Origin of the sequence: Effusibacillus consociatus, assembly GCF_042652925.1 — a bacterium.
Lineage (GTDB): Bacteria > Bacillota > Bacilli > Tumebacillales > Effusibacillaceae > Effusibacillus > Effusibacillus consociatus.
Genome location: NZ_JBHSHC010000029.1, coordinates 16,248 through 39,291 on the forward strand (window position 1 = coordinate 16,248; position 23,044 = coordinate 39,291).

Consider the following 23,044-nt stretch of genomic DNA (forward strand, 5'->3'; position numbering starts at 1 on the left):
AAACTCATCCTGTTCTTTGCATAAGCTCGGCCACCAATAAATTGGCTGCCATCATACGTCGATAATCGGATGAGGCATAAAAGTCCGACGCGGTTTGGATTTCATCCAACAACGCGCAATGCAGATCTTTCCACAATTCCGAATCCGGTCTTTGTCCTTGTAACAGTCTTTCGCTTGACGGCAATCTTTGCGGTGTATTCTCACCACCGCCGATGGACAAACGAACATGTTCGAATTCTTGATTTGAATTGCGGGTACAAAAAGCAGCTGCTGCAATCAGAGCAGGAACGAACGTTTCCCTTCTGCCTACTTTTCTATAAATGCCAATCGCTTGATTCGAATTTGATGATTTGCTGAGCCGGATGGCTGTCAATAATTTTTTATCCACAGCCGAAGAATTGGCTGCTCCGATTTTGACCCAATCCCAGATGTTTTCTGTGGTAAATCCGTTTCCGTCGTACCAAATCAGTTCGGCATCCAGAACTAACAGAGAAGGAAGTAAATCCCCTGTACCGCTTGCCACATTTCCCCCGATTGTTCCCCGATTGCGGATGGCAGGGGCTGCAATATCCCCACAAGCTGCTGCCAGAAGAGCCCAGTGATTTCTGATCGAAAAATGCTTTCGGCAGGATCAGTGAGCCAATCCGAATGGATCTGTCACTTTGATTGGTGGTTTCAATTATAGTATTCAAGGCTTCGATTCTTTCCAAACTGATCAGATGATGAGGCATTGGATATCCGGACTGCCACTGAATCTGCAGCAATGTCCCGCCGGCGATAAATGCAGCTTCGGATCCTAGACACTGTTTTATTTGCCAGGCCTCTTGAATTTCAGATGGTGTCCAAACCTGTACGGGGGATACAGCTAACAACTTATCTTCGGACATCTTTTGTCCCCCTCCCTAGCAAATTCTTTATCTGCCTGTATTGCTGCCTTGTATCGATATCGAAAAAACAGTCCGGATCGTCATGTTCAACCAACATTCCACTCATCAGCGTGTCTCGACGTAACAATCCCCGGGCTCCTTCATCACCTTGAAGCTTCATCAGAGCTTCAAACATGATTTGGGAGAACAGAACCGGCGGTCTGGGAATGCCTTGATAGGATGCGGCGACATAATGCAATCTCCTGTTTTTTAGATATTGTGAAATCATCTTGTTGATGAATTCCAGCGATACGAGAGGTTGGTCTGCAAGCAAGATCATAACTCCCTCTGCACCAAACCGTCGGGCCGTCTCCACTCCACAGCGAAGAGAATGGGCTTGCCCTTTATCCGATTCCTTGCATTCCACGTGATACCACTTCTCTTGACTCGAGGTGCAAAACAGGATTGGATCCATCCAGGCAAGGTTATCGCCTTTTTTGGTTACAACGATTACTTTGGAAAGTTGTGACTTCAGTGCGGTTTTCAGTGCGAAACTGCCAAGAGTGGTGTCCCCTGCCTCGAGGGATAATTTGTTTTCCCCCATTCGACTGCTCTTTCCAGCCGCCAAATAGATTCCAACAATTTTTATGTCCTGCATTGGAGTGCAACCTTTCCGGTAACAGCCTCTCTTCGTGTTTTAATAATCTCCGCCAGGATACTGAGCGCGACTTCCTCGGGCCCTTCGGCTCCAATCGCCAGACCGGCCGGAGAGTGAATCCAATCGGGTACATCAGTCCCATGAAACAAACGGGAGGTTCTTTCACGGGAACCCAGGATTCCCAAGTACCCCAATTTCCGGTTTAGCAGCAGGGAAAGAAATTCCCGATCCCGTTGAAAATTATGGGTCATGATCACCACTGAATCCCGTTCGGATAACTGTAACTTTCTTATGGTTTCGTCCGGCAGTCCGACCAAGATTTGATCCGCATCCGGAAAAAATGTTTCCTCGCATAATGCCGGTCGCCAGTCTGCGACCGTCACGGAATACCCCGTTTGTGCTGCAAATGACACAAGAGGTTTTGCATCTGGCCCCGCCCCAAAGACGACTAAGCGGGGTTTCGGATGAAAGTGTTGAATGTACACAAATGCGGACAAGTCAGGAAAAAAATGCATCCCGTGATGGAGTCCTGTCTGTTCTGCATCCGATAAGAATTCCCTGATTTGAAAAGGTGGCTCTCCGTTCCATTCCCCGAAAAACTGATCATCCTCAGAACAAAAGATATAGTCGGAAACAGATGAATCAGTGGTTAATTTTTTCAGCATGGTTACAGGTATGCCCTGATCCAGAAAATTTTTTAATGTAAGCAAATGCTCTTGCAAATGTTGGCCAACCGGTTCCAGCAGCACATGGATAGCGCCATTGCATCCGGTGCCTTGCCCCCAGGACAAATCATCTTCGGCCCGCATGTCATAGATGATCGTCCGTGAAATCCCTTCCCGGATCACATCAGGTACCCTGACAGCAAGGTCAGCTTCCAAACACCCTCCACTTAAGAGGCCTATCTGGGTACCGTCCTCCTGCAGCAGCATACAGGTGCCTTCTTTTCGATAAGCGGAACCTGTTACCTTGATAATGGTTGCCAGTACACTTCTTTGAGTTGAGGTATTCAAAACATCCAAAATTCTATGGATATCGCCCATATACGGTACCTCTTTTCTTTTTTAAATCCCTGCCTTCTTCAAAAGCCGGAGGATCGCGGCATCCGCTTTCCGCAAAATCTCCCGTTCTGACAGCGTGAGAAGCTTGCCCTCGTCCAAGACAACCTTTCCGTCAATCATCACCCACTCCACATCGCTGCTTTTCCCGCTGTAGACGAGACGGGATACCGGATCTGTTGAGACTGACGGATAGGCTGACGGTTTTTCAAGATTAACCAGAATGAGGTCCGCCTTTTTGCCTGCTTCCAAACTGCCGATCTCCTGCTCCAATCCCATCGCCCGTGCCCCGCCAAGCGTCGCCATTTCAAGAACCGTATAGGCAGACATTGAGGTTTCCCCGTTGGTCGGTTTATGGATTAAAGCTGCAAGACGCATTTCCAGAAACATATCCAAATTATTTCCGCAGGGAGCCCCATCCGCCCCCAAAGATACGTGGACCCCCATGGATTGGAGTTCCGGAACGGGGCAAAATCCGGAAGCCAATTTTAAATTGGAAGACGGACAGTGGGTAACCTTTACCTGGTCATCTGCCAGGATTCGCTTCTCCGAATCGTCCAGCCAGATGCAATGAGCAAGAATCAGATTGGGACCTGTTAATCCGATTTTTTGCAGGAATTGGATATTTCGCATTCCCCTGGTGACTTCAACCAAAGAGATTTCTTCCCGGTTTTCAGATGCATGAGTATGGACGGGAACGTTATAGTGACGGGACAATTTTCCCACTTCGGTTAACAAATCATCTGAGCAAGATATGACAAATCGAGGAGCAAAAGCGTAGCGAATTCGTCCATTGTCATATCCGTTCCACTTTTCCAGGAGCCTGACACTTTCTTCAATCGATTCGTTTGTATTCTCCTGAAGTCCCGTAGGCACGTTTCCCCCGGTATCCATCATGACTTTTCCGACTAGCGCTCGCATCCCGCTTTCTTGGAGAGCCCGAATAGCACATTCCGTATGATGAACCGTCTCCATATCGACGATTGCAGTGGTACCTCCCCGAATTAACTCAGCGATTCCCAATTGAGCTGAAATATAGATCGATTCTTCGTCATGGGCTGCCTCAAGCGGCCAAATTCGCTTTCGCAACCAGTCCATCAATTGAAGATCATCCGCTTGACCCCGAAAAAGTGTCTGGCACAGATGAACATGGGTCTGAACAAAGCCCGGAAGTGCGATCCGCCCTTTGCCTGGAACGATTTTGTCAAAACGGTGCGGTTGGTGTGAATGAACAGGTGCCTTTCCTCGTCCGATTTCTGTGATGATATTGTCTTCAACAACCAGATACCCTGGAAATACTTCCCGGGACGGGTTCATTGTAATGAGGGTGACATCCTTGATAAGTGTTTTCATATTCCTTCCTCGCTTTGCAGGTTACTTCTGCTGTCCGGAAAAAGAATAAGCCGCAGAAATAGAAGGAAGCCTCCTACATCCACGGCTTCTTAAATCCCCGCTGAACAGGGTTTAAGCGACCGAACCCGATAGTTTGGAAGAGGAAAACGATAGATACGTATTCTTCTCCTAACCTATATAAAGTTTTATTATTCCTTGCTTTACTTTATTCTAACTTGCAGTGATACAGAACTGAATCTACATTGTAACCAAAGCTGACATTCAATCACAATCGATCCGAAAGCTCTCCCCGTCTACCATTAATTGTGAGATTGCAGGTTCCGTCTTCCGGTATGTAAGCCACTCCGTAATAACGTTGATCCATCGTCTTCTCCTCCAAAAACAAAATAAAAAAACCGTAGAACGTTAGAAGAAAGTGCATCTAACTCTACGGTTTCTTAATCCCCGTTAAACGGAGTATAAGCGACCGGGTACCTTTGACTAAAGATGAAACGAATTCTACGATTCACCTTCAGTGAAGTTTTTACCCACTTAACTTAAATTGTAGTTGTATGGAACGGCTCCTCAAGACAAATCACCGTACAAGCAGACTCTGTGTTCGGGTCGTAATCTTTTAAAATGGCAACCACATTTATGCTGAACATGTTTTGAAACTGTTCCTTAAGCCTGGCTTTGTACTCCCCCACTAAAGCAGCATCTACGGTTACAGTCAGCTCGGGATATTTTTCACTGATGCTTGCTAAGGCCGGAACCCGTTTTGACTGACTGAAAATGATGATCTTATCATCAAATATCTCGATTCTTTGTTTTTTTACCCCGACTCCGTACATTTCCTGATTGATTTGATTAAACAAATGGGCCAGCTGTTTCTTAAAAGTTGTCACAGGTGAATGAACGGCCGATAACATACTTTTCACCTTATTTCTGTCTGGGATAGAACCTTCGATAGTTCAATCTTACGTCCCGGCAAAAAAAGACTCAATCCGTTATGTGAGGAAAACTAACAATTTATTTCGAAAAAATTTTTGGAAGGTACGCTTCCTTGCATCCATCCAAAATTTAAATTTTCGAAGTTTGTAACAAAACAGATATTCAAAAAATTCATCTGTTATAGTACAATAAATGCAAAAGAAAATCCGAGGAGAGATTAGGGATGCGAATTGCCGAATTTTATGGGTATACCTCTCAACAGATCGACAATAATGAAACAAAGTCCAATTCAAATGTTGTGACACTAAAGAAACTGATTGAAAAGTGGGTTGAAACCAATAAGGGATCCAATCAGGAAACTGACGAGGTTCTGTTTGTTTTCGGAGACAATGCCTGTTTAATGCGTCAAACTGCCGGAACGACGGAATTCGAGATAATACCTGCGAAGAAGATTGTAGTTTTTCGAGATACACAGTTTTTAATAGAAAATGACAATGAATGCAGAATTTGCGGTGCAGAGTACGAGAATAAAAGAGAAGCGGTTTTATGCTGCACCAACGGCGATGAGTAGTGTAATGAAAAAAGATTAGAACGGTTGAAAGAAGGATCGGTCAGCGTTTTTGCTGGTCGATCCTTCAAACGTCCCATCTGTGTTCTTTATAGATTTCAAGCGACATCCTTTTGTCGCGCCTGACCTCCTCTACCGTTCTCTTGTTTCTTGCACACCATTTTACAAATTGTTTAAATTCATCCACAGTCAAACCGTTTTCGGACGCCAAGTATTGAATCAGTTCACTCCATTGCTGATCAATATTTTTCCCACGACGTAAAGTTTTGTCTCTTCGTACTTCTTTAATCCATTCAAAAGGATTTTTGTTTGACTTTGAAGCATTCAGTGTTTTCTCCAAAGGATAGACATTCCCCGGATAAAATCCACCGTGTCCCCATTCCACAGGAATGAAGTGGTCTAAAGTGACGTTGTCCCGAATCCCGGTTAATGAACAGGAATAATTAAATTTCCGCTGAATGTTTTCAATGTCTTCAGCGGTGAGGTTCGAAGGCAGATTTCTCTTCATCTCGAGTCGGGATTGTTTGCGTTTGGAGCTCAAAACCCGTACACACTCATCCCGCCATCCACCAGCAGCACCTGACCTGTCACATAGTTCGATGCATCAGATGCCAGAAACACCGCCGGTCCCACGAGGTCTTCCAATTCCCCAACACGCTTCAGCGGCGTGCGGTCGAGGATTTCACCGAGATACTGCGGGTCATTCAAGAGCTTTTCAGTCAGAGGCGTTTTGAAATACCAGGGGCCGATCGAATTCACGTTGATGCCGTATTTCGCCCACTCCGTTGAGAGAATACGGGTCATGTGCATGAGCGCCGCCTTACTCGCCCCATATGCCACCCCTGTACGCAGCGCAACCGCACCTCCCACCGAGGCGATATTGAGAATTTTCCCTCCTCCTGTTTCCTTCATCCTACGGGCCACCACCTGTGACATCAAAAATGCTGATTTCAGGTTGGTGTTCATGATCGTATCCCATTCTTCATCTGTCACTTCCAGTGCCTGCGAACGGATGTTCATTCCCGCATTATTAACCAGAATGTCAATCTTGCCCGCCTGATCCATCACCGTTTCAACAGCAGCCTCTACATCTGCACGCTGTGTGATGTTTGCTTGAAGCGGATACGCCTTCCTGCCTAACTTGAGGATTTCACCTGCAACCTTTTCCAAATCCTCCATCGTTCGTGCCAATATCGCCACATCCGAACCGGCCTCAGCCAAACCAATGGCCAGTGCCCGGCCTATACCGCGGCCTGCTCCCGTTACTAAAGCAACTTTGTCATCAAGCCGAAAAGAAGGCAAATACATAATCATGTCTCCTTACATGTCACAATTCACTGTAATTTCTATGAAAAAGTATAACACCTGTTCCCGCAATCATCATCCCCAACTTGAATTGCCCCTTCTCATAACGGCTTCTCTCATGCGTTCAAGGGACAAAAAATGTCCAGCACAGGACAAAAAATGCAGTCTTTTTTTGCTGATTTAACGGGCTTATAATACCAATAAAGACATACGGATAAGAATTGTGACATACTAATTAGGGAGGCTGGATGAGATGACCGTTCTAGTTTGTCAGGATTGTGAGCAAACCATTGATTACATGCCGGATGAAAAGGTTCGAGTTCTGTACGGAAAGTGTTCCTTCTGTCAGGAAGCTGCTGCTCAACAATCAGATCGATGAAAGCAAGCCGAAACCGGCTTGCTTTTTTGTTTTAGCACTTTAATTTTTCCGGCATCCTCCCGAGAAATGGTTGAGATTGCGAAAACCAAGGTTGATCCGATCAACAAAATCATTCGCCGCAAACTCAAACGGCCCCCGGCATCGATTGCCTTTGTTCCGCCTGTAGCGGGTATGATCCTTTGAAATCCCACTAAAGCGACCTTGCAATCGCAGGTTTTGGATTTTTCTCCCGTTCATCTTTTTAAAAATGCAGCTATCCCACATTCGGCACCCCATTCAATATCTACTCTTCTCTTGGATTCTACTAACGTTACGGCAGAACCTTTTGTCAAAGATTGAGAAACGGAATCAAGAATATCTATATTTTTCCAAATATTATCTCTCGAGTATGCCGGTATAGTTCCCCGCAGGATACAATCGGATATATGTTCAACCGTTCGTAAATTCTGATCTTCTTTTATCGTTATTTCCAGATTGGTGTTTTCTGTAAAAACCTCAATGATACCATCGCCGCCATTCAGATCAGGGCGGTAAGCAAAAGGGAGTTTAATCATCCCCTTTGTTCCAATCACTTCATATTCATTTCGCATTGTCATTTCAAAACTGCAATCAACAAGCGCGTACCTGTTATCTCGATAGTTCAGAAGAACGCCGACAGTCGTTTCAACCCCATTTTGATCCCTCTCACCGCAAGCAACGACACTTCTTGGTTCGGTTCCAAAAATATTGCGAATTGAACTCACACAGTCAGAAACAAGATCGTACAAAATTCCTTCCCCAAATTCCGACTCCCTGTTGCCTGTGCAAAACGAAAAACTGGCCCTCATCATTTTGACATCACCAACCAAGCCGTCTTGAATCAATTGTTTTACCTTTTCATGTTGGGAATGGAAAAGATGCATGGATGCTTCCATGAAGATAACACCATTATCCTCACAGACATTAATTATTTCTGCCGCCTCTTCCGCATTTAAAGCTGCGGACTTTTCACACCAGACGTGTTTTTTGGCACTGGCCGCCCTTATTATCCACTCATGACGGAGGTTGATTGGTAATCGTATATAGACAGCATCAACATTTGGATCGTTTAGTATCTCTTCGTAGTTTTCATAGTGCTTCTCGATCTGTAACCGGTTTGAAATACTTCGTATTTTTCCTCCGTTTCCGGCAACGGCATACAATTCTGCATTGGATGAGGAGCCAAACGCAGATAGTAGTGCTTCACAGATAGTATTTTCCGTACTTAAAACACCCCATTTGACTTTTTTCGGAATCATAAACTCTCTCCTTAATAGACTTTGTGACTATCGATATTATCCCGAAGTTCAAGTCTGCAGGTCGCGGCCGAGTTTTCGATAAATCGTGCTCCTGTGAATCCCCAACTTACGTGCCGCCTCCGATACGTTTCCATTTAACTCATTGAGCACCGAACGAATTAGTTGTATTTCCTGATTCCTGAATGCCGTCCTCGTGTTAGAGAAATCCTCCTTAACCACAATCCGGTTCCCCTTGCCTCCATGCACTTCCTCCGGCAAATCGGCCACATGTACGACATTCCCTGTTAATCTGGTGGCGATTCGATAAGCAACATTCCGCAGTTCCCGAACGTTGCCCGGCCACGGGTAATCTTCCAAAACCCTCACAGCTTCTTCATTCGCCTGAATCGGCGATCGCCCAATCTCATTGCATACTTTCTGCAAGAAATGTTTCAACAGAAGAGGAATATCTCCTTGTCTTTCCCGCAGAGGAGGAACACGCAGCGATAGTATATTTAATCGGTAGTACAGGTCCCGGCGAAACTTACCAGTTTCAACATCAGCGAAAAGGTCCCGATTGGTGGCCGCAATAATTCGTACGTTTACCCGGATTGGTTTTTTCCCGCCCAAGCGGACCACTTCCCTCTCCTCTAGAACCCGTAACATAAGAGTCTGTAAATCCAGCGGCAATTCCCCTATTTCATCGAGAAATATTGTACCTCCGTCGGCCTGTTCAAATTTGCCTGCTCTTCCTTCTTTTGTTGCTCCTGTAAACGTACCGCTCTCATAACCAAAAAATTCGCTGGCAGCAAGCTCCTTTGGTATGGCACCACAATTAACCGCGACAAATGGTCCTGTCGCCCGGGAACTGGCCGCGTGAATCGACTGAGCCAATAATTCTTTACCTGTTCCACTTTCTCCTTCAATCAAAACCGGCAACTCACTTCTGGCAGCAGATCGTGCTTCAGACACAGCGACCAAAAATTTCTGAGAACATCCGATCAAACTGGCAAATGAATACTTTGTTGAAAGCCCTTCAGAAGATCGACTCCTACAGTTTGGCGGTACAACTTGAACAATAGCTCCAATGAGCTGACCTTCTTGAAAACAAGCACGCAGTACAAAACCCCACTTGCCGCCTTTTCCTTCGACTTCCCAATTCCGTTCCGACGCCATTGTTAATGAAACAACCGGACAGCCTGCCAGGCGATTGTTTGAATCAATCCAACCATTTTCATACACTTTGGGAGACGCTTTGATCACTGTTGCTCCACGATCAAGGGCAACCATAAGTGTATTCGGGCTGCGAGAAATTCCGTCCAGATAATATTCCATAACTTTCGCCCGTTCCACCTCTAACTTGTTACGCAAACGTTCTTCTACTGCCCGAGCAGCTGAAACAACCGCGGATAGAGAGTGTGGATGAGCTACCTGCCACGGTCCTGTCAAGTCAAGAACCCCCAGAATCTGCTGAGTGGCTGGGTCTCGTATCGGAGATGCCGAACAGGTCCAGCTGTGGACCTCTTTGCAAAAGTGCTCAGCTGCAAAAACCTGTACGGGAGTATGGTTTAAAAGCGCCATGCCGATAGCGTTAGTTCCCGCATTACTCTCAGCCCAGGATGCTCCTGCAACGAAATGCATATTCTCCGCTTTATGTCTTAAGGAGATATCTCCATCAATTTTTAAAATAGTACCATTTGCATCAGTGAATACCACTAAATGACCGGAATCATTTGCCAGGTCTTTCAGCCCGCGCAACATCGGATCCAGATCAAAAAACAGCGGATTCTCTGACAAATAATCCTGAATATAGTCTTCGGATAAAAGGATTGGTGACTTTGATTGTAAAGGATGAATCCCTTGTGAATGACAACGTCGCCAGGATTCGACTACCAACGGCCGAACGTCAAAGTCTAAATGTTCCTGGATTATAAAACTTTCCCAAGCAGCCTCCAGTTTCGATCTTATAAAACCGGGAGAAGACCATGCATCTAAAGCAAGAAACGGATTCTTCATAGTTTGCAGAGCCACCTCCTGAAAATTATTCCGTAAATCCTTCTTTGGACTTCGATCAACATTACACATCAATAAAATCAAACAGAAAAACGGTGTAAGCGTTTTCATTGAAATAAAATTAAAAATCTCACTCTGTAGAATGATTCCCGTCTGATCTCCTATAGCTTCTTTCAATTACTGAATCAACGTGCACAATACTTTAATTGTTACCACAGGTGTCCGAAAAACGAAAAATGGTGCAGCAATTCCCAAAGTTCTGGAAAATGGGAGAAGGGTCGCTATTTAAACAGGGGACAATAATAACTCCTTACAAAACAGGCAGAAAATTATATATATTCTAATTATATATCGTTTTTTTCCTTAAATCAATATTAGTGTATCCGTTCATAGATTCATAAAAGGCCTGCTTGCTTTCCTCCGGTTGACCTAAGTATTCTCCCGTTGCACATGAAAAAAGAAGCGCCGTGTTAGTAGCGCTTCCTTGGGAATAAAAAGACTCGTTATTCCAACAACTCTGCTCCTCCACCCCGACAGGGGCCGCTGGTAGGATCGGAGGCTGCTTCAGGTTTATCAGTAATCAACGACTCCGTTGTGATAATTAAAGAGGCTATGGATGCCGCGTTTTCAAGAGCACAACGGGTCACCTTGACCGGATCAATAATTCCACTCGAAATCATGTCGATGTATTCTTCGGTAAGAGCGTTGAATCCGTGTCCCACCGGGAGTTCCTGAACCTTTTCCGCAATAGAAGTTCCATCCAAGCCACAGTTTGAGGCAATGGTTTGCAATGGAGCAGGTAAAGCATTCAAGACAATCTGAGCTCCCATCTTTTCATCGCCCCGCAAGGACTGAACCCATCTTTCCATTTTTGATGAAACCTGCAGCAAGGCGGTCCCCCCTCCCGCCACAATTCCTTCTTCCACTGCGGCACGTGTAGCGTTCAATGCATCTTCAATTCGTAGCAGTTTTTCCCGACGTTCAACCGTCGTTGTGCCTCCAACCAGAATCACACCTACACCACCGGACAGCTTGGACAGTCGCTCCTGCAGTTTCTCTTTTTCCCATTCTTGAACAGCATCTTCATACTGTTTACGAATCTGCTCTCTTCGTCCTTTGATTTCATTAACGTTTCCCTGCCCGTTAATAATCGAGGTGCTATCTTTAGTAACCCGAACCTGCCGGGCTGAACCCAAGTCTTCCAGGGTCGCGTTTTCCAATTTTCTCCCTGCACTCTCCGAGATCACCTGACCGCCTGTTAGGATCGCAATATCCTCTAATACTAATTTGCGATTGTAGCCAAACTCAGGTGTGCGAACAGCCACGACCTGCAATGTGCCCCGGAGCTGGTTAACCATCAGAGTACCCAAAACCTCATTCTCTACATCCTCCGCGATAAGCAACAGCGGCCGGTCCTTCTGTATCAATTGGTCCATTAAAGGTAAAATCTGATGAATTGAGGCAATCTTTTGATCGGTAATCAGGATGTACGGATCATCAAGAACCGTTTCCATTTTTTCAGGGTTAGTGACCATCTTGTGTGAAATATAACCGCGGTCGAATTGCATGCCCTCCACGATCTCCAGTGTTGTAATGGGTAGTTTGGATTCTTCTACAGTAATAACTCCATCCTTTCCTACCTTGTCCATCGCATCTGCAATTAACTGACCAATCTCATTATCTTTAGCGGCAAGCGACGCCACCTCAGCAATGAGCTTACGGCTGTCTATGGAAACGGCCGAATCTTTTAGAATCTCAACGACTGCTTTGATAGCATGTTCAATTCCTCTTTTTAGAATCATGGGATTTGCCCCGTCTCGAACATACCTTAATCCTTCTTTAACCATGGCCTGCGCAAGAACCGTTGCAGTGGTCGTACCGTCACCCGCAACATCGTTTGTGTGACTGGCTACTTCTTTAACCAATATTGCGCCCATATTCTCAAAGGGATCTTCGAGTTCAATCTCCCTCGCTATAAATACGCCATCATTCGAGACTATTGGAGTAGTGAACGGCCTGTCAATAATTACATTACGACCCTTCGGTCCCAGTGTGCTCTTAACGATGGCGGAGAGTTTATCGACACCTCTTTCAAGGGCAGAACGCGCATCCTCATTCAACAGGAAAAGCTTTGCCATAAATGTGATTCCCCCTATTCCCGTTCTGATCTTTAAACGATGGCGAAAACGTCTCGCTCATCCAATGATAGGGAAGACGCCGAGATTTCACCCGGCGCCCTTTCCGCAGGTAAATATTTTAAGGAACCAAAACTCCCCGCCCGTTGATCTTTCCTTCATGAAGCAGCTTAAGTACAGCATTTGCCTCATCGATTGAGTATTTAGCAGAATGGAGCTTTACCTTGCCCCGCGCATGGAGTTCCATTAACTGATACAGCTCATTGTAGTTTCCAACCAAACTGCCGACTATACTTATTTCATTATTGATGAGGTTAAGAGAAGGAACTTTCACCGTCCCCCCATAGCCGACTACGTAATAAGTTCCTCCCTTACGAAGCATTTCCAGACTGTCCGCATGAGTCTGGTCAGTACCCACAAAGTCAATGATTATATCAACCCCTTGCCCGGCTGTCAGGCTCCGTACTTGAGAAATAGCTTTATCATTTGCTTCAACCGCATGAACGGCCCCCAGATCCAATGCCATGTTCAAACGATCCTTATTTCTGTCAAGTGCAATGATATCCGCATTACCCAGCTCTCGCATCACCTGGACGCCAATATGCCCAAGTCCCCCCATTCCAATCATGAGAACTGTAGTTCCTGGCTTGGCTAAAGGAGCAGCTTTGCGTACAGCCCGGTACGCAGTGATTCCAGCGTCGGCAAATGGTGCAACATCAGCAGGATTTACATTGTTAGGCAACGGAATCAAAGCTCGTTCGGTGGTCTTCAGATACTCGGCATATCCGCCATCAACGGTTAGGCCGGGAAACGTAAGATTCGGGCAATGCATATCCTCTCCGGCACGACAGTTCAAACATTTTCCACAACTCATCACAGGGTGTACAATAACAGGGTCGCCTACCTTAAAATTGGTAACGGCAGAACCTATTTGATAGACCCAACCGGCGTTTTCGTGACCGATGATGTATGGAAGTTCTGTGCCAAGGGTTTCTGCCCAAACCCCTTCGATCAAATGCAGGTCAGTATGACAAACGCCGGCTCCCCCGATTTTCACAATAACGTCGCTTGGGTCTGTGATAACCGGGTCCGGAACTTGTTCAATTCGTAAAGGTTCGTTGTATTTATGCAAACGCGCTGCTTTCATGCTTACATACCTCCAATTCAGATAGTTGTTCAATGCTGTACCGTGTTTGAAACAATCCTCGACAATGATGACCGTTAAATTCCATACTCAGCCGGGTTCGCCGAGCATTGGCCAAGTAATCAGAGAAACTTTCCGGGTCTAAATTCTTGCCGTCGGGCTGAATAAAAGCAGTACTCTGCGGTTCGTTGTCATGCCCCAGTTCCTGGCGAATGGATAAATATCGCTTCGTGAGCAGCATCCCCTCCGATTCAAGATTCGGAAGGTCACACAAATTCTTAATAGTTAAATTCAAGATATCAACATGAGTGAATCCTAAGCGGATGAGATGCCGTAATAACCTTTCTTGACGAGATAGGAATGCCTTGACACGAAAGGTTTTTCGCAGTTCGTCCAACTCACCGGATGACACATCCGGGAACGTTTCAGTAAACGATTTGCCGTTGGAAACTCCCTCGTTAATCTCGGTTGAAGCGCAATGATCTTCAAGACAAACTACCACATTTCTAACCCACGGGAGTTCCGATACCCGGTCACGAATATCCTCCGCCATTATGAAAGCAAAGTTTGGGGAACACCAATAGGTGGGCAGACGGAATGACACCATGACGTCCGATCCTTTGACTATCACTTCGTTTATAAAACCTAATTCCGTAAGCGATTGATCCAGTTCCGGATCATAAACCGTGGCTAATTTCGTAAAGACTTCTTCCCGCTGCTGCATCTGGGACCCTCCCGTCAATCAGATTATCCACGCACTGCCACCTTGTCACCCCGTATTTTGGCCTTTTGGGCTTCGATATCGATACCGTACAGTCGGGCAGCGTTTTCGCCCAAAATTTTCTTTTTAACAGAAAGGGTTAAATCAGTCCCTGTTTCTTGTTTGATATCTTCCGGAAGTTCAAAGGCCATAAATTTCTCAATCAGCCATTTCGGTTCCCAAAGTGCATAATCACTTCCAAATAAGATTCGGTCCTCACCAACCCAGTAGAGCAGTTCACTGATGATTTCCGCAAAATATCGGGGGCGAGTATGAATGAATGGCATTGCTACAGCCAAACCCGCATACACATTCGGTTCTTGCGTAGCGATCCAGCAGAAATCTTCTAACCGTGGCAGACCACAGTGTTCCACGATAAAGTTCAAACCTGGGAAGCTGGTGGCCGCATCGTCAATATCCGCCACATCAAAAGCATCCCGATTGAGCGGAATAATAGTGGGCCCCTTATGCACGTGAATATTAACAATTCCTAATTGTTCGCACTTTTCCAGATACCGCTGGGCCCAAGGATCAGAAAGTTTATAGCCTTTCGAAGCGCCTCGCCATTCGGCTGTATATAATTTCACACCCTTAACTCCGTGGGTTACTGCCAAATACTCCAAATACTCAAGTCCCCGCTCCCCGTCTCGGGGATCAAAAGTCCCATTGCCAATGAATCGCCCGGGATATTGTTTCGCAAGATCGGCGTTCTTTTCAATATCGCCAAACCCATTTTTATAGAAATCTGTCAGGAAAACTGGCTGAAAAATCGCCATGTCTACATATCCCTTCACAAACAGGTCGTTTACTAGAGTATCCGCATCGTATTTTTGAAACTTATTCTTCGGCCAAAGATATTCCGCGGGACTAAGATTCTTATGATAGTCATAGAAACAGTTGATAAACTGAGCCCCATGAATGTTCAGTTGGTTTTCCGGACTTCCGTCCCATAACGCAATATGACCGTCTATTACGAAAATCTCTTCTCCGTTTTCTGTTTTAAACATACACATACCTCCCACTGTCTTTCATTATTTTGACTATCCTAGCTTTGAAACTAACAATTTAATTTTGTTGTTTTAGCAATTTAATAAACTCCCTCATATAACCAGGATGGTCGATCCATGCACGGGAAGTTACAAAATTCCCGTCTACCACAACTTCTTCATCTACAAATGTAGCTCCCGCAGTAGTTATGTCAGGCTGTAATGACCAAAAGGCTGCACATCGACGTCCCTTCAGATGACCAAGAGGAAGCAAGGCCAAGGCGGCGTGACATTCAAATGCCAAAGGTTTATTGGTCTCCACAAACCAGTTCACAATACTGGCGAAAGCGCTGTCGTTGCGTATATACTCAGGGGCACGTCCACCAGGGATTACTGCACCGTCATACACAGATGGATCGACTTCATTAAACCCAAGATCGGCCTGTACACGATAACCAAATTTTTCTGTAAAGGTGTCGAAACCTGGTTCAAAATCGTGGATAACTGTTTGGATCACCTTTTTGGTTGGTGCTGCAATCTCAACTGTGTAACCTTCCTCCCGCAGCCGGTGCAGAGGATACATCACCTCCTGCGCTTCAGCCATATCTCCTGTGAGAATCAAAATTTTCTTACTCACTTATAAAATCCTCCTTTCTTTTTCTATCAAAATCGAGTGATCTGCCCCTATATATAAGCAAAACTCGTGCCAACATGCATTTCTGTCATATATTCTTTGTTCATGCAGGAGTAGAAAATGGTTATACAAGCCGCCTTTTCAAATCACTAATCACTATAGTGAAAATACACAGAAGCCTGCCTTATCAAAGAAACACTTGAGGCATGACACTCCGTTGCAAACTGTCGCAATAACGCACGACTGTCGCATAAACGAAACAATTTTGCAACAAGTAAAATTATTCAATCTATTTTAACGGTGGGAATCTTATTTTGACCAACCATTTACGACTCGAATCTTCCTTATAATTATTGAAAGTTTTGAATGATTTTTGTTTGCGATTGACTGTTCGTCGACAACCGTTCCCATGTTGGCATACAAATTGCTTTACTATCGATTATGAAAGGGACATCCCGATTCGTCCTTCCCTTTCGGAAACAATAAAAAAAGGAGGTACTTTTTATGTCCACTTCGTTAGCAAAAATTAAGTCTCAACCCGGGATGAGCATCTCTGAGGCTCATAAACGGGTCAAGGATTTGGCATGGCTCCCCACCTATGCCAAGGAATCCTTGAAGTATCCGACCGACTACAAATTTTCTAAGGCTCCCAAGGATACCATGAAGCAAGTTTTACGTTCCTACTTCGCAATGGAGGAGGAGAAAGACAACCGGGTATTCGGTGCAATGGACGCGGCACTTCGCGGAAATATGTTTCGCAACGCCGATCCCCGCTGGATTGAATGGATGAAGCTTTTCCTTGCAATCATCCCTTTCCCGGAAATCTCAGCTTCCCGTTCCATGGCTCTGTTAAGCAATGTGGTGCCCAATGACGAGTTGAAGAACGGTTATACCATGCAGATGATCGATGAATTCCGCCATTCCACGATCCAAATGAACTTGAAAAAGTGGTACATGGAAAACTACATTGATCCTGCCGGTTTCGACATTACCCAGAAAGCCTTTGGAAAATGCTATGCCACAACCATCGGTCGTCAATTTGGTGAAGGATTTATTACTGGTGATGCGATAACGGCAGCCAACATCTATTTGCAAATCGTTGCTGAAACCGCCTTCACAAACACACTGTTCGTCGCAATGCCTTCCGAGGCGGCTGCAAACGGAGATTATGCGCTGCCGACGATCTTCCTGTCTGTGCAATCTGACGAATCCCGTCATATCAACAACGGATACGGCACACTGATGATGGTGTTAGGTGATCCGGACAATCACGATCTGCTGGAACGGGATATCCGATATGCTTTCTGGCAAAATCATGCCATTGTGGATGCGGCTATAGGTACCATTATTGAATACGGCAGCCGGGATCGCCGCAAGAACAAGGAGTCATATGCGGAGCTCTGGCGCAAGTGGGTTTACGATGACTACTATCGCAGTTACTTAATCCCCTTGGAGAAGTATGGACTGAAGATTCACCACGACGATGTAGAAGCTGCCTGGGATCGTTTGACCAAAAAATTCTACGTGCACAAAGTTGCCCAGTTCTTTGCAACCGGCTGGCCGGTAAATTTCTGGCGGATCGACCCGCTCGACGAGTACGATTATGAATGGTTCGAAGCCAAATATCCGGGTTGGTACAATGAATTCGGTAAGTGGTGGGATCATTACCGTGAACTGTCGAAGCCTGGCAACGCTCCTATCGCTTGGGCTGACACCGGATATGTCTATCCGCATCGTTGTTGGAGTTGCTTAGTTCCTGTTGTGATCCGTGAAGATCTGGTTGTTGACGAAGTGGATGGACAACTATACACCTATTGCTCCGAGCAATGCTGTTGGACACACAAAGTAGCCTTTTCTGATAACTACAAGGGTCGACCCACTCCTGCGATGGGACGCTTCAGTGGGCGTAGAAATTGGGAAGAAGTCTATCATGGTATGGATTTAGCTGACGTTATTAAAGATCTTGGCTTTGTCCGTAACGATGGAAAAACATTGGTTCCCCAACCGCATCTTCACTTTGAGGATGATAAAATGTGGACTCTGGATCATGTGAAAGGATATGAGCTTCGAAGCCCGCTTGTGGACCTCCGGGAAATGCCGCCGGAACAACGTGAGAAGCACATTGCCGAGTATCGTGCCGGATTCACGATTCGCTAGTCTTTCATATTAATTTTGATGAAATGAAAAATGATTACACTCGGCCCCGCTGCCTTTCGTGATTCGTTGCTGAATCAGCGGGTCCGGTGTATCTATAGACCCCTTAAGGAGGAACCAAATCATGGCATATAAAGTCACACTTGAACCCGTGGGGGTTGAGATGGAGGTCGAAGAGGGTGAAACGGTATTAGAAGCGGCCTTCCGTCAGGGTGTCGCCTTAATGCACGGATGCAAGGAAGGACAGTGTTCAACTTGTAAGTCAATCCTTCTCGACGGTGATGTCGAGATGGAGCGGTATTCCACATTTGCACTGCCTGATTTTGAAAAAGAAGAAGGGTATATCCTGTTATGCAAAACGGTCCCTTACAGTGATTTGACTGTAGAGTTGATGCAATACGATGAAGAAGCTCTGAAAGTGTCAGTGCCCATTAAGACTTTCCGTACGGTGATTTCAGAAATCGAATCTCTCACCCATGACATCCGACGGATTGTATTAAAGTTGGCCGAACCCGATCAGATCACTTTCCATGCTGGACAATTCGCGGATGTTTACTTGCCGGGATCAGATGTTTATCGGTCCTATTCAATGGCCAATACCCCTAGCCAGTCGGACCGGCTTGAATTCATGATCAAGATCTTCAAGGGGGGCAAGTTCTCCACTCTCTTGGATGAACAATTGAAAATCGGAGACGAGTTGGAGGTTCGAGGACCTTTCGGAAACTGCATCCGCCGTGAGGAAAGCACCGGTGAGATTTTCCTCATAGGTGGCGGATCAGGTATGGCACCGCTCTGGTCAATCCTCAATGACATTGTCGAAAAGGGAGTTCAACGCAAGGTAACCTTCTTCTATGGTGCACGTTCGAAACGAGACTTGTTCTATCTGGATAAATTCGCTGAGATTGCTGAACGTCATCAGGGATTCCGTTTTATACCAGCCCTTTCGGAACCGCTCCCGCAAGACAACTGGAATGGTGAAACCGGACTGATCACCGAGGTCCTGGAGCGTTATCTGGATCCCGCAATCGCAGGGAAAGATTTAGAAGTCTTTCTATGCGGTCCTGCACCCATGATTGACTCGGCAATTCCGTTGCTCAGAGATAAGGGAGTTACATCGGACCGTATTTTCTTTGATAAGTTTGTACCCGCTTCCAACTAAATCTCTCAAAATCCGTGACTCCTCTGTCCTACTCTCTAAAACAATTTTTATTCAGAATCGGAGGTAGACAAAATGAAAGAAGTTTTGGAAAAATCCGCTGCAGCTGGTGCGAAACAGTTCGCAGGCAGCACCAGCCGCAAATTCAACTACTATCAGCCTAAAGGTCGTCGTGCAACGTTATATGAGGATGTAACAGTCGACGTCCAACCTGATCCCAAGCGTTATCTACTGCAGGATTGGATCATCTCTTTTGCCGACGGAACTCCCGCTTATTGTGAGACACGAACTGACATTAAGAGTTCGGATTGGCATGTTTTTCGCGACCCCAACGGCGAATGGGAACGCACTCACTATATTCGCCAGTCAGGCATTGAAAAACAGGTCTCACTCACCATCGAAAATGCACGAAAAGAAAATGCCTTTGAGAATCTTGACAAGACTTGGATCAAAGTTTTGCAGGATCACTTTGGGGCTTCAAAACATCCGGAATACGGTCTGGGTATGCTCTTTCAATCAGCACAGCGTGACGGAATGTCTCAAATGATCAACAATGCGATTCTGGTAAATTCATCCGATAAGTTACGCTACGCACAGGATATTGCTTTATATATGATGGAAATCGCTCAAGATATTGATCAATTGAACGAAGCCGCAGGCAAAGAGAATTGGCTGAATCACCCTTTGTGGCAAGGGACTCGTGAGGTTGTTGAACATCTCCCGGCCTCAACCGATTGGGCTGAACAAGTATTTGCAGCCAACTTGGTTTATGAACCGCTCGTTGGTGAATTGTTCCGAAGCGGCTTCTTGATGCAGTTTGCTGCCTCCCATGGCGATTATGTAACTCCGACGCTTGTTTCCACCGCAGAAGCTGACTTTGAGCGTAACCTTGCTTACTCCGTTGAAATGTTTGCTACTTTTCTTAATGATCCTCAGTACGGTGATCACAACAAACGGACTGTTCAGAATTGGCTGAAAAAGTGGGTTCCTATGTGTGTTCAGGCTGCAAATCAGTTACAACCGATTTGGTCACAACCGCGCGTAAAGGTAACGACTTTTGTCGATTCCAACACTCGGGCAAAAGAGCGATTTAGCTCTATTTTGGAACAGCTTAATTTGAAGTTGCCGGAGGAGGTAAAACTATGAGCGGCAAATTGGAACTGGAAAAAGGTTTCTCAAACAAATGCGGGATCACCTTAAGCGACAGTGTGGAGGGGAGAGTCATTGCCGACATTATGCGGGATAAACCTGGTGTTGAAGTAACGGAATACCCCGCTATGATCCGAATCGACGGGATCGGAGTTTTGGAGTTTGACATGTATGAGATCAGTGAAGCTTTGGGGCGAGACTTCGACCCCTACCTATTTCAGGTAGAAATGTCAACTCACTATGGCCGCATGGTATTGCTGGACGAAAAGGTTTTGCTGTTTGCCAACCCTGACGATGCTAAAGATTACATCGGTTTTTAGCGATACACCAAGAACAACACCATCGGCACTGAAGCCGATGGTGTTGTTTACTCGAAACTCCTTGAGAAAAGACCCGGTCAAATACTCTTATAAAAAATTCCAAGTAATTCTTCCATCGCTTCTTTTTCGTCAGAACCGTCTATCACAAGGGTTACACGACTTCCTTCCTCGATGCCAAGCTTGAGAATCTCAAGCAGGTTCCGCCCCTCCGCTTTCTGTCCGTTGTAAAGAATCCTCACCGTAGACTGAAAATCGGAAGCAGTCTGGGTGAAAAGAGCGGCCGGACGAAGATGGAATCCATTGCAGTTTGCTACAGTTATTTCACGTTGAATCACTTCAATTCGCTCCTGGGTTTGAATCTTGCGGTTGAAAGCTTAGTAAAAAATCATTTTTCGAATCCGTTTGGCTTAATCGGCGCATCGTCTCCCTATCTTCCACTATGTCCGCTATAGAAGACAATACCTGGACCTGGTGCTCCTGATGACCGGCAATTCCAATCACCAAATAAGCTGTTTCTCCGTTAAACGGAACGCCTTCCGGAAATTGAGCAATTACGATATCAGGCTTCAAAATCGAAGCGCCACTTTCCAATCCGTGCGGAACTGCCACCCCATTCCCAATGTAAGTGGACAATAACCGCTCGCGCTGCAGCATTTCTTCGATATACTCCAATTTGACAAAACCCAGCTTCACCATATGACGTCCGACGATCTCAATCGCTTTCTCCCTGGAGGCCGCCCGACAACCGAGAAGCACTTGATTCTCCGATAGGACTGAATGGGAAGATGCAGTCGCAGTTCCCTTTAGACGTTCGATCAGATTATCGTAGAAGGCGACGTCTGTAAAGGAATCGATCGATACATGTTCCCGCTCTGGAGCATTCCGCAGCGCCCTTGAAGTCAGGTTTTTATGAGTGACGATGAGATCCGCGTCTTTCGGAATATCATCAACGGAAGAATTTTTTACCACAATCGCAAGATCGGCCAATTTTAGCCTCTTCTTGAGAAGAGCTGCTCCCATAGCGCTTGAGGCCATTCCGGCATCACAGGCAAAAACTATTGTGCGGATCCTTCGTTGAGCCGCGTTCAAAGCAATATCCGATTCCGCCGTTTTCTCTTTGGTCTCCATAGAGGCAGCCACAACAGGATGAGAACTTTCCCATTTTTCCACATGCTGTAAGCCTTCCAATTCGGCCAATTCTTCCAGTTTCATGTTCGTTGACGGGGATTCGGAAGTTGATTTTAACATGAAAAATGCAGTAACGAACGATACTGCCGCAGACAGAATGACTCCGCAAAGAACAGCTAAAATATCATCCCGCGGCGCTAGCGCAATCAAAAAGAAAATGCTTCCTGGCGAGGGAGTAGCAACGACACCCGCGTCGAGATGCTGAAAAACGGCAACTCCGGTGATTCCACCGGCAATTACCGACAGGAACAAAACCGGATTCATCAATACATAAGGAAAATAAACCTCATGGATTCCTCCCAGAGAGTGAATCACAATTGAGACTTTGACCGCCTTCCGCTGCTCCCCGCGTGTCTTAAGCAGATACGCAAGCAGCATGCCAAGACCCGGTCCAGGATTGCTCTCCAGCAAGAAGAAAATGGATTTTCCAAGATCTTTTGCTTGCTGGATTCCCAATGGCCCTAGAATTCCATGATTCATCACATTATTAAAAAATAGAACTTTGCCTGGTTCAATAAACACAGCAGCCAGCGGCAGCCAACCTGAATGAATCACTTCTTCCATTAAAGTATTGAGCCATTTGATTCCTGCCGATAAAGTTTGACCTACATAGGTAAAGCAAACCACCGTCAAAACTACTGCCAAAACAGCAGCCAACAAATTGGCCACCATTAATTCGAATCCCACAGGCAGCCGATTCTCCAATGTTTTGTCAAGACGTCCCATCAGCCAGCCTGTTAGGGGACCAACAATCATCGCACCAATAATCATCGGGACCGAACTGGCAAGCACCAAGCCAAGCGTCACAACGGAAGCTACGACTGCACCCCTCTGCCCGCCCAGCAAGCGGCCGCCTGTGTACCCTAACAGCACGGGAATTAAAATGTTCAGCATTGGATCAACCAAAAGATAAATCCGATCGTCCGGCCACCACCCGTATACTCCGAACAACGATCTGATAATCCCTACGGCAATCAAGGCGGCAATATTTTGAAATACAATGGCGCTGAGCAATCGACCAACCTTGTTCAT

General features: G+C 45.8%; 22 protein-coding genes and 1 pseudogene. 6 read left to right on the plus strand and 17 right to left on the minus strand.

All coding sequences use genetic code 11. The features are described 5' to 3' along the window. Window positions 1-4 precede the first annotated feature (4 nt). The 6 genes and pseudogenes from ACFO8Q_RS04965 to ACFO8Q_RS04990 form a co-directional block, all read right to left on the minus strand. Window positions 5-610: an FAD binding domain-containing protein gene (locus ACFO8Q_RS04965; RefSeq protein ID WP_380024674.1), complete on the minus strand. Its 606-nt coding sequence runs from the start codon at window positions 608-610 to the stop codon at window positions 5-7. Window positions 611-641: 31 nt separating this feature from the next. Further along, a pseudogene (locus tag ACFO8Q_RS04970) lies at window positions 642-887 on the minus strand (FAD binding domain-containing protein); the annotation flags it as partial. Beyond that, window positions 874-1,524, minus strand: coding sequence for a nucleotidyltransferase family protein (locus ACFO8Q_RS04975; RefSeq protein WP_380024630.1), 651 nt, complete (start codon window positions 1,522-1,524; stop codon window positions 874-876). The gene ACFO8Q_RS04975 and the pseudogene ACFO8Q_RS04970, both read right to left, overlap by 14 nt. Continuing rightward, window positions 1,512-2,567 (minus strand): XdhC family protein, encoded by a 1,056-nt coding sequence (locus ACFO8Q_RS04980; RefSeq protein WP_380024631.1) that lies wholly within the window; start codon window positions 2,565-2,567, stop codon window positions 1,512-1,514. The genes ACFO8Q_RS04975 and ACFO8Q_RS04980 overlap by 13 nt, the downstream gene beginning before the upstream one ends. A gap of 21 nt (window positions 2,568-2,588) precedes the next feature. Then, window positions 2,589-3,935 (minus strand): 5'-deoxyadenosine deaminase, encoded by a 1,347-nt coding sequence (locus ACFO8Q_RS04985; RefSeq protein WP_380024632.1) that lies wholly within the window; start codon window positions 3,933-3,935, stop codon window positions 2,589-2,591. Between the two features lie 536 nt (window positions 3,936-4,471). Next, window positions 4,472-4,843 carry a Na-translocating system protein MpsC family protein gene (locus ACFO8Q_RS04990; protein ID WP_380024633.1) on the minus strand — a complete coding sequence of 124 codons (372 nt, stop codon included), beginning with the start codon at window positions 4,841-4,843 and terminating at the stop codon, window positions 4,472-4,474. Window positions 4,844-5,088: 245 nt separating this feature from the next. Between ACFO8Q_RS04990 and ACFO8Q_RS04995 the strand changes: the two genes are divergently transcribed. After that, window positions 5,089-5,436: a hypothetical protein gene (locus tag ACFO8Q_RS04995; RefSeq protein ID WP_380024634.1), complete on the plus strand. Its 348-nt coding sequence runs from the start codon at window positions 5,089-5,091 to the stop codon at window positions 5,434-5,436. A gap of 64 nt (window positions 5,437-5,500) precedes the next feature. Here the strand turns inward: ACFO8Q_RS04995 and ACFO8Q_RS05000 are convergent, their stop codons facing one another. Then, window positions 5,501-5,974: a hypothetical protein gene (locus tag ACFO8Q_RS05000; protein WP_380024635.1), complete on the minus strand. Its 474-nt coding sequence runs from the start codon at window positions 5,972-5,974 to the stop codon at window positions 5,501-5,503. Next, complete coding sequence (locus tag ACFO8Q_RS05005; RefSeq protein ID WP_380024636.1) at window positions 5,971-6,741, minus strand: SDR family NAD(P)-dependent oxidoreductase; 771 nt, start codon at window positions 6,739-6,741, stop codon at window positions 5,971-5,973. The genes ACFO8Q_RS05000 and ACFO8Q_RS05005 overlap by 4 nt, the downstream gene beginning before the upstream one ends. A gap of 250 nt (window positions 6,742-6,991) precedes the next feature. Here ACFO8Q_RS05005 and ACFO8Q_RS05010 point away from each other — a divergent pair, with 250 nt between their 5' ends. After that, complete coding sequence (locus ACFO8Q_RS05010) at window positions 6,992-7,117, plus strand: GapA-binding peptide SR1P (protein ID WP_380024637.1); 126 nt, start codon at window positions 6,992-6,994, stop codon at window positions 7,115-7,117. 233 nt (window positions 7,118-7,350) lie between these two features. Here the strand turns inward: ACFO8Q_RS05010 and ACFO8Q_RS05015 are convergent, their stop codons facing one another. From ACFO8Q_RS05015 to ACFO8Q_RS05045, 7 genes are all read right to left on the minus strand, one after another. After that, a complete protein-coding gene (locus ACFO8Q_RS05015; protein ID WP_380024638.1) occupies window positions 7,351-8,394 on the minus strand; it encodes a Gfo/Idh/MocA family protein in 1,044 nt (347 codons plus the stop codon). Window positions 8,395-8,442: 48 nt separating this feature from the next. Further along, window positions 8,443-10,389 (minus strand): sigma-54-dependent Fis family transcriptional regulator, encoded by a 1,947-nt coding sequence (locus ACFO8Q_RS05020; protein WP_380024639.1) that lies wholly within the window; start codon window positions 10,387-10,389, stop codon window positions 8,443-8,445. A gap of 500 nt (window positions 10,390-10,889) precedes the next feature. After that, the gene (groL, locus tag ACFO8Q_RS05025) at window positions 10,890-12,524 is read right to left on the minus strand and encodes a chaperonin GroEL (RefSeq protein WP_380024640.1); all 1,635 of its coding nucleotides are present in this window, start codon (window positions 12,522-12,524) and stop codon (window positions 10,890-10,892) included. A gap of 118 nt (window positions 12,525-12,642) precedes the next feature. Next, window positions 12,643-13,668: an NAD(P)-dependent alcohol dehydrogenase gene (locus ACFO8Q_RS05030; protein ID WP_380024641.1), complete on the minus strand. Its 1,026-nt coding sequence runs from the start codon at window positions 13,666-13,668 to the stop codon at window positions 12,643-12,645. Further along, the gene (locus tag ACFO8Q_RS05035) at window positions 13,646-14,389 is read right to left on the minus strand and encodes an iron-sulfur cluster assembly protein (RefSeq protein WP_380024642.1); all 744 of its coding nucleotides are present in this window, start codon (window positions 14,387-14,389) and stop codon (window positions 13,646-13,648) included. The genes ACFO8Q_RS05030 and ACFO8Q_RS05035 overlap by 23 nt, the downstream gene beginning before the upstream one ends. Window positions 14,390-14,412: 23 nt before the next feature. Further along, entirely contained in the window at window positions 14,413-15,432 is a 1,020-nt protein-coding gene (locus ACFO8Q_RS05040) for an amidohydrolase family protein (protein ID WP_380024643.1), read from the minus strand. Between the two features lie 58 nt (window positions 15,433-15,490). Further along, window positions 15,491-16,048 (minus strand): DJ-1/PfpI family protein, encoded by a 558-nt coding sequence (locus tag ACFO8Q_RS05045; protein ID WP_380024644.1) that lies wholly within the window; start codon window positions 16,046-16,048, stop codon window positions 15,491-15,493. Window positions 16,049-16,549: 501 nt separating this feature from the next. Between ACFO8Q_RS05045 and ACFO8Q_RS05050 the strand changes: the two genes are divergently transcribed. The 4 genes from ACFO8Q_RS05050 to ACFO8Q_RS05065 all read left to right on the plus strand — a co-directional run bounded on the left by ACFO8Q_RS05050 (window position 16,550) and on the right by ACFO8Q_RS05065 (window position 20,824). Then, on the plus strand, window positions 16,550-18,202 hold the full coding sequence (locus ACFO8Q_RS05050; RefSeq protein ID WP_380024645.1) for an aromatic/alkene/methane monooxygenase hydroxylase/oxygenase subunit alpha: 1,653 nt from the start codon (window positions 16,550-16,552) through the stop codon (window positions 18,200-18,202). Window positions 18,203-18,323: 121 nt separating this feature from the next. After that, window positions 18,324-19,358 (plus strand): NADH:ubiquinone reductase (Na(+)-transporting) subunit F, encoded by a 1,035-nt coding sequence (locus tag ACFO8Q_RS05055; RefSeq protein ID WP_380024646.1) that lies wholly within the window; start codon window positions 18,324-18,326, stop codon window positions 19,356-19,358. A gap of 72 nt (window positions 19,359-19,430) precedes the next feature. Then, on the plus strand, window positions 19,431-20,501 hold the full coding sequence (locus ACFO8Q_RS05060; protein WP_380024647.1) for an aromatic/alkene monooxygenase hydroxylase subunit beta: 1,071 nt from the start codon (window positions 19,431-19,433) through the stop codon (window positions 20,499-20,501). Further along, on the plus strand, window positions 20,498-20,824 hold the full coding sequence (locus tag ACFO8Q_RS05065) for an MmoB/DmpM family protein (protein WP_380024648.1): 327 nt from the start codon (window positions 20,498-20,500) through the stop codon (window positions 20,822-20,824). Before ACFO8Q_RS05060 ends, ACFO8Q_RS05065 begins: the two co-directional genes overlap by 4 nt. Before the next feature lie 77 nt (window positions 20,825-20,901). Here the strand turns inward: ACFO8Q_RS05065 and ACFO8Q_RS05070 are convergent, their stop codons facing one another. Continuing rightward, window positions 20,902-21,159, minus strand: a complete 258-nt coding sequence (locus ACFO8Q_RS05070; protein WP_380024649.1) for an HPr family phosphocarrier protein — start codon at window positions 21,157-21,159, stop codon at window positions 20,902-20,904. 1 nt (window position 21,160) lies between these two features. Further along, the gene (locus ACFO8Q_RS05075; RefSeq protein ID WP_380024650.1) at window positions 21,161-23,044 is read right to left on the minus strand and encodes a PTS mannitol transporter subunit IICBA; all 1,884 of its coding nucleotides are present in this window, start codon (window positions 23,042-23,044) and stop codon (window positions 21,161-21,163) included.

Coding starts and splice junctions, on each gene's coding strand:
- ACFO8Q_RS05035 (WP_380024642.1), bottom strand. CDS start 14,389: ATGCAGCAGCGGGAAGAAGTCTTTACGAAATTAGCCACGGTTTATGAT.
- ACFO8Q_RS05075 (WP_380024650.1), bottom strand. CDS start 23,044: ATGAACAAGGTTGGTCGATTGCTCAGCGCCATTGTATTTCAAAATATT.
- ACFO8Q_RS05050 (WP_380024645.1), top strand. CDS start 16,550: ATGTCCACTTCGTTAGCAAAAATTAAGTCTCAACCCGGGATGAGCATC.
- ACFO8Q_RS04975 (WP_380024630.1), bottom strand. CDS start 1,524: ATGCAGGACATAAAAATTGTTGGAATCTATTTGGCGGCTGGAAAGAGC.
- ACFO8Q_RS04985 (WP_380024632.1), bottom strand. CDS start 3,935: ATGAAAACACTTATCAAGGATGTCACCCTCATTACAATGAACCCGTCC.
- ACFO8Q_RS05030 (WP_380024641.1), bottom strand. CDS start 13,668: ATGAAAGCAGCGCGTTTGCATAAATACAACGAACCTTTACGAATTGAA.
- ACFO8Q_RS05015 (WP_380024638.1), bottom strand. CDS start 8,394: ATGATTCCGAAAAAAGTCAAATGGGGTGTTTTAAGTACGGAAAATACT.
- ACFO8Q_RS05055 (WP_380024646.1), top strand. CDS start 18,324: ATGGCATATAAAGTCACACTTGAACCCGTGGGGGTTGAGATGGAGGTC.
- ACFO8Q_RS05005 (WP_380024636.1), bottom strand. CDS start 6,741: ATGTATTTGCCTTCTTTTCGGCTTGATGACAAAGTTGCTTTAGTAACG.
- ACFO8Q_RS05020 (WP_380024639.1), bottom strand. CDS start 10,389: ATGAAGAATCCGTTTCTTGCTTTAGATGCATGGTCTTCTCCCGGTTTT.
- ACFO8Q_RS05010 (WP_380024637.1), top strand. CDS start 6,992: ATGACCGTTCTAGTTTGTCAGGATTGTGAGCAAACCATTGATTACATG.
- ACFO8Q_RS04990 (WP_380024633.1), bottom strand. CDS start 4,843: ATGTTATCGGCCGTTCATTCACCTGTGACAACTTTTAAGAAACAGCTG.
- ACFO8Q_RS05060 (WP_380024647.1), top strand. CDS start 19,431: ATGAAAGAAGTTTTGGAAAAATCCGCTGCAGCTGGTGCGAAACAGTTC.
- ACFO8Q_RS04995 (WP_380024634.1), top strand. CDS start 5,089: ATGCGAATTGCCGAATTTTATGGGTATACCTCTCAACAGATCGACAAT.
- ACFO8Q_RS05065 (WP_380024648.1), top strand. CDS start 20,498: ATGAGCGGCAAATTGGAACTGGAAAAAGGTTTCTCAAACAAATGCGGG.
- ACFO8Q_RS04980 (WP_380024631.1), bottom strand. CDS start 2,567: ATGGGCGATATCCATAGAATTTTGGATGTTTTGAATACCTCAACTCAA.
- groL (WP_380024640.1), bottom strand. CDS start 12,524: ATGGCAAAGCTTTTCCTGTTGAATGAGGATGCGCGTTCTGCCCTTGAA.
- ACFO8Q_RS05040 (WP_380024643.1), bottom strand. CDS start 15,432: ATGTTTAAAACAGAAAACGGAGAAGAGATTTTCGTAATAGACGGTCAT.